We start from the raw sequence: 13,003 nt of genomic DNA, 5'->3' as shown, positions 1-13,003 counted from the left end.
AATCCCTAAAATTTGTTTTGTCCGGTGGGGATATTTCTGGATATAATCAAAAACCATAACTAATATCGAAAAATGGTAGACGCTCAATTTAACGTTTTACCATTTTTCTTTTCCTAAGTTAATATTTCGGACAAGTCTATTGAGGATGCCCAGAATTTTGTAAAGTATTTTCAAAATGCGTTTCAAATGATCTCTTATTACCGTTTTCATCTAAATAACGCACTTTGAATTTAATAACTATGATATCGGGAGCATCATATCTAAATATCCGATTTAAAAACGAAGGCTGTCGAATCTCGTAACGGCCACCAGTATTGATAGAACAGCAGTCTGGATTTTCTTTGATATATTCATCAAAACTTTCATATTTGATGTAGTTGTAACTGCTTCGTCCTAAATCTGTTCGATCGTTTTGATCATCAAGAACCATTCGGAACCTCTCTTCATCGCTTAGATAATGCATCTTGGCGAAGCAGAATCCTGAATAATTCAACCCAAAGTATGCGAATTAAACGCTTAATAGTATTCCCATGAAAACGAGAACAGGTAAAAGAAAGGTACGGTCTATCATTATATTTTGGCAATGAAATTATTAAGCTAAATAGTATCTAAAAAGCAATAGAGTTCAATTAAGGATTTTTAGTACGAGCCAGAAATTTCAGGACACCATCAGTAGTGAGAGTAAGATTAAAGCGATCGCACTTCTGGAGGAACTACCAACGGCGTCGGAAATAAGTACGTTGGGAATTTTTAGATCGAGATACGTGGAAATTCGGTCACGTTGTGAAGTTATGTTACGCACATTGGCGAAACCGTCTGTACCCACTCTCCATATTTCTTCAAAGTTCGCTAGTTTCCATGAAATATTATCTGGCCAGAATTTAATATGATAAATCTCGTTAGTAAACATTAACTAAATCTTAAGACAGATAATTTGTAACCAAAGATACAGTAATTTTTGAATTTTAACTTTTGAATACTAGAACGGCTTTTTTGTGTTTGCCTACAATCATTAAAAATCAGTCTCTCTCAAGGTATTAACCATAGGGATCACTCAATCTCTAAACAGAATTTATTAAAACTTTAATTTATGTACCTAAAGTAGGAGGAGAAAACAACGTAAATTTGAAGATAATAGATTGAAGATATCCAAAGTTTTTCAAACCTGAAATTTTGTTTAAAATAATTAGCTAATTTCACAGCAGTTTGTTAAATTGGGTCGAACCAGAATTTTTTACTGGTTTAAGTAGCAGTTTTAGCAAAAAAAATAATTAAAATTAGGGGTCTTAAAATGCAGACAGTACAAAAGATTTACTGCCCAAATTGTGGTAGCAAAGCGGAGCGCTATTATATTACTGATAATGAATTAACTCGGACACAATGCCCAAGTTGTGATTACTTGATGATTAGCTGCACTCGCACTGGCAAAGTGGTTGAGGCTTATGCCCCAGGAATTCTTGCAAGAAGGTAAAAATTAAAATTCTTTGCATAAATCTGTGTTAGCTATTGTTTTTGTTGCTGGAGATATCTGATAACTTCTAATGTGTCTACCTGGGGAAATTGTGCATAAAAATTACTCACACTCCAGAAAGGTTCAGGTGTTTTCAAAACAATAATGCGATCGCCCCATTGATTCAACCAAGGTAGCAATTTTGGTGGTGCTACCGGAGTACATAGCCAAATTGCTGTCGGTGAGAGGGCTTTGATGGCAATAGCAGCAACAGCCATAGTCATACCTGTGGCAATGCCATCATCAACTAAGATCGCCGTAGTATCCTTTGTATTCACCTGAGGACAAGCAGAAATTAATTGCTCCTCCAAAGACTTAGCTTGCTTAATAGCTTTATTTAAAGCCGCTTCTCGCCACCGAATATCATGTTTGGAGCGAAATAGTTTTTGCTCAGTCCAAAGAACATTTCCAGAACTAGTGACTGCACCAATAGCTAACTCTGGGTTTTCTGGATGGCTAATTTTTTTAGGTACAACTATCGTTAACGGACAACCCAAAAGACTTGCTATTGGTGCTGCCACTGGTACACCCCCCCTTGGCAAACCATAAACGATTGGTACAGGCTTTATCCCAGAATCAATAGTTTGCTGAGTCAAAAGATCGTGAATTACTCGCGCCAATTCCTCACCCGCATGGATGCGATCGGCAAAAAGTGGGGTATATGACATGGTTTCCCCTAGTGTCTTAGGACGGCACTGCCTTTATCATGACTGAATTTTGTCTCAAATTAACTGATAGAATAAGATTTGTATAAATAATAAGTATTCAGTAAAAGTCTATTTCTGAAGTCAATTTCTGATAAGTCCCCAACCAAAGACGACTTAAATCAGATAAGACTACTGGTGCTGATACCAAAATCGTAAATTTTCATGAGCAGCGAAACCCAACTCAGCCTCTTTGATGACTCAACCTTTAACCAACGAGAGCTGATTCCCACAGACGCTAAGATTTCTATCCCTGCCGGAACCTATTCCACTATGGCCGAGTTGGCGCAGCATTGCGATCGCTGCCACCGCTGTGTACTAGGAAACACGCGTACCCATGCTGTTGTCGGACGTGGCAACCTCAAAGCACCAATAATGGTTGTCGGAGAAGCGCCTGGTCAAAATGAAGACGAAACAGGTTTACCATTTGTGGGCAAATCAGGGCAGTTGCTAGAGAAAATTCTGGCATCTGTGAATTTGAGTACTGAGGAAGACATATACATTGCCAATATTAATAAATGCCGTCCGCCAGAAAACAGAGTTCCCACTACCGAAGAAATGACGGCTTGCAAACCCTACTTACTAGAACAAATTCGCCTCGTTGATCCCAAAATCATTCTTTTAACAGGTGCAACTGCCCTCAAAGGTTTAACTGGCGACAAGCGGGCGATTACGAAAATTCGCGGACAGTGGCTAGAGTGGGAAGGGCGTTTGTGTATGCCGATTTTTCATCCTTCCTATTTGCTGCGTAACCCTTCCAAAGAAAGAGGTAGCCCTAAATGGCTAATGTGGCAGGACATCCAAGCAGTGCGCGCTAAGTTAGATGAAATTAGAAAAACCACGTGATCAAACTGGATTTATAGCAGACTTTTTTCAGGAATGAACCGTGTTATTAGTTTGTGGGGTCACACTAAGACTAATAAATTGCAAGATTGCTGAAAATTTCTAAACTTTGTGTAAGTTCTATTTTATAGACATTTTTTGGACTATATTTGGCAGGACATTTAGATACCCTAGCAGTTTTAAGCTAGGTTATACCAATTCTTCGTGAAGCTGCATAGAATTTTACCCCTCCCCAACCCTCTCCCCAACCCTCCCCTTGGCAAGGGGAGGGTGCGCTAGCGCGGGTGGGGTATTTATATGCGTCTTCATATTAAATTGGTATTACGTCAAATCACCATACTAAGAAACTTTCAAGATATTGCCTATTGCCTGTTCCCTGTTATACCTCTTAAGCTTGATGAAATCCGAAAAAATAGTTGACGCCACTGAAGTTATACTCAAGTTTTCGTCAGCTTATTAATCTTGAGAAGATTAGCACGGGAGAGGAACCATGTGGAGCTTCATCGTATTTTTACTTATTATGCTGGGTTTTATAGCTCTCATCATAGCTGTTGCTTCACCTACTAGAAACAGTTCCCATAAAAGTAGTAGACGCAACTTTGGTAATTCTTCTAGTAATAGCAACAGCAGTTGGTCTGTTGGTGATACTCAGATATATAACCCCAGTACTGACTATGACTCCAGTAGTAGCTATGATTCCCACAGTACTAATGCCTGTGACTCTAGCAACAGCAACTATGACTCTAGTAGTAGCTATGATTCTGGAAGTAGTAGCTGTGACTCTGGAAGTAGTAGCTATGATTCTGGCAGTAGTAGCTGTGACTCTGGAAGTAGTAGCTATGATTCTGGCAGTAGTAGCTGTGACTCTGGAAGTAGTAGCTGGGACTCTGGAAGTAGTAGCTGGGACTAAAGCGAGAGTTAGTAAAATTAAACCCCAGAGTTTATTATCCGGTTACGTACAGTTCCTGCTTACAATCCCGTAACCAAGCTTTAACCCCTTGAGCGATCGCACCATTACTACTATCCCTGCCACAGGATAGTGGCTGCTATCGTAGAATACGAAACAGTTTGAGAAAATATCATCACTAGACGCCAAACACTTTTTCTAAGATACAAAGATAGACAATGCCCTACTTATAAATATGTAAATGGTGGTAAATAATCCACATCTAAAATTTGCTCAATAGTATAAGGACAACTTTGTGGGAAACAATTTAAGCCACTTTTCTTTTTTGCTTGTCGTAATGCATCAATGTAGACTTCCTCAAGCACTGTGAGCAGATAATTATAGAGATTTTTAGATTTAGTTAGTTTTCTAAGTTCCACCCGAAAATTATCAATTTCGACCTCCCAATGATTTTTACAGTCAGGAAGACTCCAATGTTGATACAAAAGCAGATGTTTGAGAAGTTGCAGTAAAGAACTTTCGAGCTTCTGTTTTTGTTCGTTACCCAATGCTGCAATCTCCTCAATCAAATGCTCCCAATCAAGACGATCTAAATCTCGTTCTTGTAATTGTTTCAATGTAGTTTCTAACCACAATTGATAATCCTGTTCGTATACAATTTGAGTAGGTATTTTAGACATTATTTAATGTTCTCCTAATTTGCTTATTTACGCACAGTCCCCGCTTGACAATCGCGTAACCAAGCTTTAACCCCTTGAGCGATCGCACCATTACTACTATCGCGTGGTGGTGATGGTGGTTGTTGTTTTGCATAAGCACCTATTTGAGAAAACATCATTACTAGACGCCAACCATTACTAGTTTTAGTCAACAACAGCCAGTGAAATTCTTGTAATTCTATCGCTTGCTTACCTATGTACTGGCGCTCTAATGTGCTAAAAAAAACTTGTTCGACTCCTGATGCAGAACTTTCAGGAGCATCTGTACTATATTCTTCAAGGTTAAGCGGTAGGGGAGTAAACTCAGGCTTTCCTGCTACCAGCATATAGCTGTATAGGTCAGCGCTGCGGCTGCGACGACGGGCGCGTTGAATAGCGCGGTTGGTGTAACTCGGTAAATCTTGCAATAACTGTGTAGTCAATGTTTCCAAATCTTGCTCAGAACACAAAGACTTTGACTCACTATTAGTGTTTCCCCTCTGTGCTATGAAAGAGGGGCTAGGAGTAAAATTCTTTGCTAATGCTGAGCTATTCAAGATTGGTGTTACAAACCAGAAACCACAAACTAGGAGCCACAAGCCATAAATTTGATTTCTGATTTCTGCCTTCATGCGATCGCACTCAAATCCTCACAAATTCTGTTCCAAGCTAGCTCAGGGTCAGCAGCAGTAGTGATGGGACGCCCAATCACTAGATAATCTGCCCCAGCAATCATAGCTTGTGCAGGAGTGAGCGATCGCTTTTGATCGGCTGTGTCTGCCCAAGTCGGTCTAACCCCCGGACAAACTAGCAAAAAGTCATCTCCACAAGTTTGTCGTAGCTGTGCCACTTCTTGAGGCGAACAAACTACCCCATCTAATCCCGACTCTTGCGCCATCAGTGCCATTTGTAGAGCGTATTCTGGCAACTCTAAGGGAATCTTCAAGTCAAAGGCCAGTTGTCTAGCAGAAATGCTTGTCAACAAAGTAATAGCAATTAACTTCGGTGGTTTTACACCCGCTTGTGCTGCTCCTACTTGTGCCGCTTCTGTTGCAGCCTTGAGAGCTTCTCTACCACATGTAGCATGAATTGTCAATAAATCCACACCATAACGAGCTGCACTACGACAAGCACCAGCGACAGTGTTAGGGATGTCATCAAACTTTAAATCTAGGAAAATCCGCTTTTGCCGGGATTTTAGCATTTCCAGAATTTTTGGCCCAGTGCTGGTAAACAACTCTAAACCTACTTTGAAGAAAGTAACATCCTCAAGTCGATCTACAAGGGCGATCGCAGTTTCCTCATCTGGCACATCCAAAGCCACAATCACTCGTTTTTGAGCCAATTCCCCACTCCCCATTCCCTACTCCCCATCTAAAGCACTAAACGGACAAATTTATTTTTGCCGACTTGTAAAACTTTACCCTGTAAATCACTAGCAGCAGCGAAAGTGGTATCAACATCAGAAATGCGATCGCCATCTAAGCGCACTCCACCTTCTTGAATTTTCCGCTTGCCTTCCCCTGTACTTTTACACAAGCCAGTGACATTAAGAAGATAAGCTAACTTCACGGGAAATTGGGACACTCCAGCCAGAGAGAATTCTGGAACTGCACCTTCTTTACCGCCGCTTTGGGCAGCTTCTTTGGCTTCTTTGGCTGCTGTTTCGCCGTGGTACTGTTTGACAACTTCCCATGCTAAAAGTGTTTGGCGATCGCGTGGATTTTCTGGCAATTTGTCTAAAGGTAAATCCGTCAACAGTTCAAAATATTGTTCCAACAGGCGATCGGGAACTCCTTGTAACTTCTGGTACTTTTGTCCTGGGTGTTCTGATAAGGCAATATAATTACCTAAAGACTTGGACATTTTTTGCACGCCATCCGTGCCAATTAAAATCGGCAACAGCATTCCAAACTGCGGCTTTTGACCAAAATGGCGCTGTAAATCTCTGCCCACAGCAATGTTAAATTTTTGATCGGTTCCTCCTAATTCCACATCTGCCTTCACGGCAACAGAATCAAAACCCTGCATTAACGGGTACAGGAACTCATGGATAAAAATCGGATTCTCTTTTTTATAGCGTTCAGCAAATCCCTCTTTAGCCAGCATTTGCCCGACCGTCATCGTGGAGAGTAACTCCAAAATTTTCTCTAAATTAAGCTGGGAAAGCCATTCGGAGTTATAGCGCACCTCTAACCTTCCTGGTGTGTCAAAATCCAAGATAGGGCGTACTTGGTCAAGATAAGTCTGGGCATTTTGGGCTACATCTGCTTCCGTTAGCTGACGACGCACCTCAGATTTACCAGTCGGATCGCCAATGCGTGCTGTAAAATCGCCAATAATTAGAACTGCTGTATGACCAGCATCTTGAAACCCTCGCAGTTTTCGTACTGGTATGCTATGACCTAGATGAATATCAGCACCAGTAGGATCGATTCCCAATTTGATCCTCAAAGGTTGGTTTGTAGTTAATAAGCGCTTTTCTAGACTTTCACTGTTATTATCAGCTGGTTGTGGGAAAACTTCTACTACACCACGACGCAACCAATTCATATCTTGCGTCATACCAGAAAATCCATCATTAGCTATGCTTTGTACACTAGAAGTTAAGTTGGTTATCAACACTTGCAATTTATCCACTTTCTCATCTGCCAAACTACTATAATTGCAAAAAATTAACCGCCTTGCTTCGCCCAATTAATTACAGTTAAATTTACAAATGAGGAAGTGAAATCGCCGTGTCGTCGTCTAGGACTTTTGAAGATAAACAGCCACAACGTCGGGCTTCATCAGGTTTCGAGTTTTTGAAAGGAGTTGGCCAGGTAACTGGCGGTACTCTGCTTTCAATCACCATGCTGGCAAGTTCCATTGTAGCCGGAGGACTGGTTGGTTTAGCCATTAGTTTCCGTAATTTGCCAGATGTAAGACAGCTACGTAATTTCTTTCCCTCAGAAACAACTTACATTTATGACATTAAGGGTAAACTTTTAGCTAGTGTCCACGGGGAAGCTAACCGGGAAGTAGTTCCCTTAGATAGAATTTCCCCAAATCTCAAACGGGCTGTATTAGCAAGTGAAGATAGCCACTTCTACAGTCATCACGGCATTAACCCTAGTGGTGTTGGACGTGCTGTAGTAGTCAACGCTGTAGCAGGTGGAGTCCGCGAAGGTGGCTCTACTGTTACCATGCAGTTAGTAAAAAACTTATTTTTGACTCGCAAGCGTGCTTTTACTAGAAAGTTAGCAGAAGGAGTGCTAGCAATTCGGTTAGAGCAAATTCTCACCAAAGACCAAATTTTAGAAATGTACCTCAATCAAGTTTATTGGGGTCATAACAATTATGGTGTACAGACGGCGGCACGCAGTTACTTTAATAAGTCATCAGAATATTTAACCTTGGGTGAGTCAGCAATGATGGCGGGTTTGATTCAAGCACCAGAAGAATTCAGCCCGTTTGTGAGTATGAAGCTGGCAAAACAGAAACAAAAAGAAGTACTTGGACGAATGCTGGAATTGAATTGGATTAACCAGCAAGAGTACGACGATGCCCTTAAGCAAGAAATCAAACTTGGCAAAATCAAATCCTTTCAAGGTAGTGCCCTACCTTATATAACCAACACTGTAGCGCAGGAGTTGGCTAAGAAGTTTGGGCGCGAGGCACTACTCAAGGGTGGAATGCGGGTGCAAACTACAGTTGACGCCAACTTTCAGATTATGGCAGAGGAAACTGTTGTTAAGTGGCATAAATCACTTCTGGACCAGGGATTATCCAAGAATCAAATCGCTTTGGTGGCAATCGATCCGCGCACGCATTTTATCAAAGCCTTGGTGGGTGGTGTAGATCCGAAAGTCAGTGAATTCAATCGGGCAACTCAAGCTCAGCGACAGCCCGGATCTTCTTTCAAACCCTTCGTCTACTATACTGCTTTTGCTACTGGTAAATATGGGCCAGATACAACGGTTGTAGATTCTCCAGTCAGATATCAAGATGGTAGTGGTTGGTACTCTCCAAGGAATTACGATGGCAGTTTTAGCGGCCCTATGCCAATTCGCACAGCTCTAGCCCAATCACGGAACATTCCTGTGATTAAGATTGGTAAGGCTGTGGGGATGAATCGAGTTATAGAAACCTGCCGTACCTTGGGCATTATGAGTCCAATGGAACCTGTGACTTCACTACCTCTAGGCGCAATTGGTGTTACACCTTTGGAAATGGCTAGTGCATACGCGACCTTTGCTAATTATGGGTGGCAGTCTCCACCAACTGTAATTGCCCGTGTCAGCGATAGTAGCGGTAATGTATTACTAGATAATACTCCTAAACCCCAGCTAGTTCTAGATCCTTGGGCTTCGGCAGCCATTATCGATGTCATGCGAACGGTGGTTACCAGCGGTACGGGTAAAGGTGCTGCCATCGGTCGCCCTGCTGCTGGTAAGACAGGTACAACTTCCTCAGAAAAGGATATTTGGTTTGTTGGCACTGTGCCCCAGTTAACTACTGCTGTTTGGGTAGGAAGAGACGACAACAGACAATTAGCTAGCCGTGCTACAGGCGGCGGTATGGTTGCTCCCATCTGGAAAGATTTTATGGAAAAGGCACTCAAAAATGTGCCAGTAGAAAACTTCAAGCCACCTTCCCAGTTTCCCCGTCCCAAGTCTAATTAGAGTTAGGAGTTAGGAGTTATTAAGCAACTCCCACCTCATATTGGTTTACCTCTAGCTATATGGATTTTCCAAAATTAAGCAAAATTATAATTTTGGATAAATTAAGGAAGTAACAAGGCTTTAAAGACCTGATTCACATAAATTTTAACTTCTAACTCCCAACTCGTAACTCTTAACTCCTAACTCCTAACTCCTAACTCCTAACTTGGTGTTAGGGCTGTTTTTCTAGCTCGGCTTTCATCCGTTCTAAAGTGAGGTGCATTTGGTCAAACATTTGTTGCGGGGTAACACCAAACTGACCTAACTGGGTTTTTAGTTGCTCTACTGTCATTTGTGCCATGAAATCTTCTGATAGCTCGAAGCGCTTCATAAAGATGCGATAGCGATCCATCATGGCTTCCATTTGCTCAATAAACAGCTTTTTGCCCTCACGGTCAAATTTACCGTAGCTGTTGCCAAGCTTGATAAGTGCTTGATAATCATCAAACAACTGCTTTGCTTCTTGCTGAACTATTTCAGAATCGAAGAATCCCATGTTGCCTATATAAAACTGAGTGCCCAGACTCAGTAGCTTAATAGTTTGACTTCTATTTTTATTCTAGTCTAGGGAAGTAATCTAGTGGACAAGCTTCGGTTTGAGTACGGTTTATTACCGAAATTTCAACACTTGACTTGAGAACGTTTACCGTCTTTAAATCCACCTAATAAAGCCGCAATACTCACAGCTTTAGCAATTGATTTCGGATTGCGGTTTTCACCAGGTTGAATTTTCAATCTGGTAGCGCATTTCAAAGCTAGTGAATGTTGCGGGTTAAGTTTTAATGCTTGAGTGATGTAAACCCTAGCCATCCCCAGTAATTTCTGTCGTAGATGTACAAAACCTAATAAGGCATGATAATCACTGTTATTAGGCTCTAACTTGATGGCATCTCTTAGTTCTTGGACAGCTAACGTCCATTTGGTTAGTCTAATGTACTCAATAGCTCGCTCGTAGTGACGTTGAGCGTAATTTTTCAAAACTGGTTTGACATTAGTTTCTTCACTTAATGTCACTTGAACTGGCTTAACTTCTACCTGGGAAACGATGGGGAGAGGTTCTTGAGGTAGCAACAGATTAGATTTATGCAACTGTAAGTAAACTAAATTCAGTATCCTGATTTGTTGGGTTACTTGATAAAACAGATGTAGTGATTTGTATTGAGCTTCTGCATAGCAGGCGATCGCTTCTTCGTAAAATAACTCTGCTTGGGGTGTAGTCATTTCCCGAATTTCCTGGAATAGAGGGCTTTTGGAAGATAAAGCTTGCTCCTTCAAGACTCTTGCTTGTGAAAGCAACATTGCTATGGCACTAAAGCGCTTGTGTTGATTTTTCAACTGCTCATAGGCTGGGTTGATTAAATGGCTAAATATTGCCGTTGCTAATTCTTGGTCTTGATTGCTGCTTTTGGTATGGCGATCCGGATGTAGCAGTTTTGCTAAAGTGTGATAGCGTTTGAGAATCTGGCGATCGTCAGCAGTCACAGAAATTCCTAGCACAGCATAAGGATCGCAAAGCTGTTCAAGCCATTTTGGCGGTAGGAAAGTTTGTGACATTGTAGTAATCCGATCGCTTAAAAACTTAAAATTAGCATCAAAGCCTAATGCCCATTTATGTGACACCTACTCAAGTTTATTCTCAAACCCTAAATCCTGGGACTTTCCACCCAAAAATTATCAAGGGAAGGTAGAGTAGTTGACTAAAATAAAATTATATGACCAGTATCTAAGTAAAAACTTAGCAATATATTCAAGATGGTTGCCACCATTATATTTTTTGATTTGAAATTTTGAATTGCTGATAGCTGTTTTATTGTAGGAACTGTGGTACTGATATATTTGTTAGGAATATGTTGACTAAGCGCAAAAGCCGAAGTGTTGCCGCTGTTCTAGCTTTTTCTGGCACGCTGACAATTTCCGGATTACATAAATTTTATTTGGGACAGCACCTGTGGGGTATTTTGTATGTCTTGCTTTCATGGACGCCTATCCCCAAGGTAGCTAGTGCGATTGAGGGAGTTTGGTATTTAGCTCAAGATGAAGAAGCTTTCGATCGCAATTTTAATCTCGGTAAGTCAGCTGTCAGGAATTCACAGCGAGTGAGTAATCAAGTAGGAGCAGTTGCTGATGCTTTGCGCGAACTTGATGCTCTACGCCAAGATGGACTAATTTCAGAATATGAATTTGAGCAAAAACGCCGCCAACTGTTAGACCAAATTTCTTGATATTAGCGACAATCATGAACAATTGGCTACCTTTCAATTTGAAGCTGCAAAAACTCCGTGCCAAGTTGCTCAACGATCCCTACTATCGCTTGCAATCTGGGGAAGAAATCCAGATTGCGGCACAATTAGGCATTCGCATTGACGCTAATCAAGCTACTGTAGATGATTGGTTACGCTTACCAGGTTTGTCAATTCACCAAGCGCGATCGCTTGTGGAACTTTCACGTTCGGGTGTGAAATTTTACTGTATTGAAGATATCGCTGCGGCCTTGGCTATGCCTTCCCTGCGACTCGAACCACTAAAACCTCTATTAAATTTTAGTTATTACGACCACGAATCTTTAGATTCTCCGACAAATTTAGTTAATCCGAACACAGCAACAGTTGAAAATTTAGCAAAAATTCCCTTTATCGATTTGTCTTTAGCACAAGCAGTAGTACAAAATCGGCAATCTGCTGGCCCTTTTCATAACCTAGCTGATTTCCAACGACGATTAGAGCTACCTGGTGATGCGATCGCTCAACTGATGTATTTTCTTCGTTTTTAACAGGTTATTTGTTAGTTACTCTGCTAAATAGTCAGTTGTCAAACACAAACAACTGACTATTTACTAATTAAATAAGACCAATGCGATCTAGAGGCCAAAAGCGAAATGTCGCTCGACCAATGATATTTTTTCTGGGTAAAAAGCCCCAATAACGAGAGTCGTTACTGTCGTTGCGGTTATCTCCCATAACAAAAAATTGGTCTTCTGGAACTTTCACAGGTTGAAATGGCTGATTTGCTAGTTCAGCAATGTAGTCTTCTGCTAAACGTTGGCCGTTGAGATAAACTTCGCCATGAACAACGCTAATTACCTCGCCAGGCTGGCCAATCACTCGCTTGATGAAGGCTTGGTCTTGAGGATATCCTCGACGTTGTAGTTCTGCGGGTGGCGCAAAAACGATAATATCGCCAGTTACAGGGGGGTGAAAATGATAGGAGATTTTTTCCACCACCAAGCGATCGCCAGTATGTAAGGTGGGTAACATCGAGTCAGAAGGTATATAACGAGGTTCAGCGATAAAAGTCCGAATTAGCAGTGCCAAACATAAGGCGATCGCCACTAAAATCAGATTTTCCTGCCAACTACGCCATACTTTTAACGACGCACGCTCTTGCTTTGCATCACTTTCGTGAGGAATCATAGAAATTTTTAGCCAGTTAAAAAAGTGGAACAAATACCTTGATTATTTTCGGTTCAAAGGTATACTGATAAGCAACCTAAGTTTGTCTCTAATTAATACATAGATTAAATAATACAGTTATTGCATCTACAAAAGCTATGCAAAAGAGCTAAAAATCAACTATGACCTGTCTCAGGGAACATAAGCTGATGACTAAGACTCTTAACATAGACAATTAAAAATTTTAAT

16 protein-coding genes are annotated in these 13,003 nt (G+C 41.1%); 6 read left to right on the top strand and 10 right to left on the bottom strand.

The features are described from left to right. Window positions 1–136 precede the first annotated feature (136 nt). Window positions 137–430 (bottom strand): hypothetical protein, encoded by a 294-nt coding sequence (locus H6H03_RS15935; RefSeq protein ID WP_190956050.1) that lies wholly within the window; start codon window positions 428–430, stop codon window positions 137–139. Between the two features lie 228 nt (window positions 431–658). Next, window positions 659–910: a hypothetical protein gene (locus H6H03_RS15930; protein ID WP_190956049.1), complete on the bottom strand. Its 252-nt coding sequence runs from the start codon at window positions 908–910 to the stop codon at window positions 659–661. A 381-nt stretch (window positions 911–1,291) separates the two neighbouring features. Between H6H03_RS15930 and H6H03_RS40350 the strand changes: the two genes are divergently transcribed. After that, a complete protein-coding gene (locus tag H6H03_RS40350; RefSeq protein WP_242057854.1) occupies window positions 1,292–1,471 on the top strand; it encodes a zinc ribbon domain-containing protein in 180 nt (59 codons plus the stop codon). Between the two features lie 32 nt (window positions 1,472–1,503). Here the strand turns inward: H6H03_RS40350 and H6H03_RS15925 are convergent, their stop codons facing one another. Beyond that, a complete protein-coding gene (locus H6H03_RS15925) occupies window positions 1,504–2,178 on the bottom strand; it encodes a phosphoribosyltransferase (protein WP_190956048.1) in 675 nt (224 codons plus the stop codon). A gap of 201 nt (window positions 2,179–2,379) precedes the next feature. Between H6H03_RS15925 and H6H03_RS15920 the strand changes: the two genes are divergently transcribed. Together H6H03_RS15920 and H6H03_RS15915 are read left to right on the top strand one after the other, a co-directional pair. Further along, window positions 2,380–3,060 carry a uracil-DNA glycosylase gene (locus H6H03_RS15920; RefSeq protein ID WP_190956047.1) on the top strand — a complete coding sequence of 227 codons (681 nt, stop codon included), beginning with the start codon at window positions 2,380–2,382 and terminating at the stop codon, window positions 3,058–3,060. 671 nt (window positions 3,061–3,731) lie between these two features. Further along, the gene (locus H6H03_RS15915) at window positions 3,732–4,040 is read left to right on the top strand and encodes a hypothetical protein (RefSeq protein WP_190956046.1); all 309 of its coding nucleotides are present in this window, start codon (window positions 3,732–3,734) and stop codon (window positions 4,038–4,040) included. 151 nt (window positions 4,041–4,191) lie between these two features. Here H6H03_RS15915 and H6H03_RS15910 read toward each other — a convergent pair whose 3' ends face one another. From H6H03_RS15910 to tyrS, 4 genes are read right to left on the bottom strand one after another with little or no spacing between them, the layout of a single operon-like run. Further along, window positions 4,192–4,644 carry a DUF29 domain-containing protein gene (locus H6H03_RS15910; RefSeq protein WP_199338951.1) on the bottom strand — a complete coding sequence of 151 codons (453 nt, stop codon included), beginning with the start codon at window positions 4,642–4,644 and terminating at the stop codon, window positions 4,192–4,194. A 23-nt stretch (window positions 4,645–4,667) separates the two neighbouring features. Continuing rightward, the gene (locus H6H03_RS15905; RefSeq protein ID WP_190956045.1) at window positions 4,668–5,294 is read right to left on the bottom strand and encodes a hypothetical protein; all 627 of its coding nucleotides are present in this window, start codon (window positions 5,292–5,294) and stop codon (window positions 4,668–4,670) included. Continuing rightward, window positions 5,291–6,022 (bottom strand): orotidine-5'-phosphate decarboxylase, encoded by a 732-nt coding sequence (gene pyrF / locus H6H03_RS15900; RefSeq protein WP_190956044.1) that lies wholly within the window; start codon window positions 6,020–6,022, stop codon window positions 5,291–5,293. Before pyrF ends, H6H03_RS15905 begins: the two co-directional genes overlap by 4 nt. 14 nt (window positions 6,023–6,036) lie before the next feature. Further along, complete coding sequence (gene tyrS / locus H6H03_RS15895) at window positions 6,037–7,227, bottom strand: tyrosine--tRNA ligase (RefSeq protein WP_190956063.1); 1,191 nt, start codon at window positions 7,225–7,227, stop codon at window positions 6,037–6,039. A gap of 173 nt (window positions 7,228–7,400) precedes the next feature. Between tyrS and H6H03_RS15890 the strand changes: the two genes are divergently transcribed. Continuing rightward, window positions 7,401–9,326 (top strand): transglycosylase domain-containing protein, encoded by a 1,926-nt coding sequence (locus H6H03_RS15890; RefSeq protein ID WP_190956043.1) that lies wholly within the window; start codon window positions 7,401–7,403, stop codon window positions 9,324–9,326. Between the two features lie 211 nt (window positions 9,327–9,537). On the opposite strand, the gene H6H03_RS15885 is transcribed toward H6H03_RS15890, so the two are convergent. Beyond that, window positions 9,538–9,861, bottom strand: coding sequence for a DUF1825 family protein (locus tag H6H03_RS15885; RefSeq protein WP_096536737.1), 324 nt, complete (start codon window positions 9,859–9,861; stop codon window positions 9,538–9,540). Between the two features lie 125 nt (window positions 9,862–9,986). Then, on the bottom strand, window positions 9,987–10,985 hold the full coding sequence (locus H6H03_RS15880; RefSeq protein ID WP_313931853.1) for a J domain-containing protein: 999 nt from the start codon (window positions 10,983–10,985) through the stop codon (window positions 9,987–9,989). A gap of 227 nt (window positions 10,986–11,212) precedes the next feature. Between H6H03_RS15880 and H6H03_RS15875 the strand changes: the two genes are divergently transcribed. Together H6H03_RS15875 and H6H03_RS15870 are read left to right on the top strand one after the other, a co-directional pair. Further along, on the top strand, window positions 11,213–11,587 hold the full coding sequence (locus H6H03_RS15875; RefSeq protein WP_190956042.1) for an NINE protein: 375 nt from the start codon (window positions 11,213–11,215) through the stop codon (window positions 11,585–11,587). 14 nt (window positions 11,588–11,601) lie between these two features. Then, window positions 11,602–12,135 carry a helix-hairpin-helix domain-containing protein gene (locus H6H03_RS15870; RefSeq protein ID WP_190956041.1) on the top strand — a complete coding sequence of 178 codons (534 nt, stop codon included), beginning with the start codon at window positions 11,602–11,604 and terminating at the stop codon, window positions 12,133–12,135. A 67-nt stretch (window positions 12,136–12,202) separates the two neighbouring features. Here H6H03_RS15870 and lepB read toward each other — a convergent pair whose 3' ends face one another. Further along, window positions 12,203–12,775 (bottom strand): signal peptidase I, encoded by a 573-nt coding sequence (lepB, locus tag H6H03_RS15865; RefSeq protein WP_190956040.1) that lies wholly within the window; start codon window positions 12,773–12,775, stop codon window positions 12,203–12,205. Window positions 12,776–13,003: the final 228 nt, after the last annotated feature.

The sequence above is a fragment of the Nostoc paludosum FACHB-159 genome, from assembly GCF_014698835.1.
GTDB classification, from domain to species: Bacteria; Cyanobacteriota; Cyanobacteriia; order Cyanobacteriales; family Nostocaceae; genus Nostoc; species Nostoc paludosum.
This window is presented reverse-complemented; position numbering and strand designations above follow the sequence as displayed.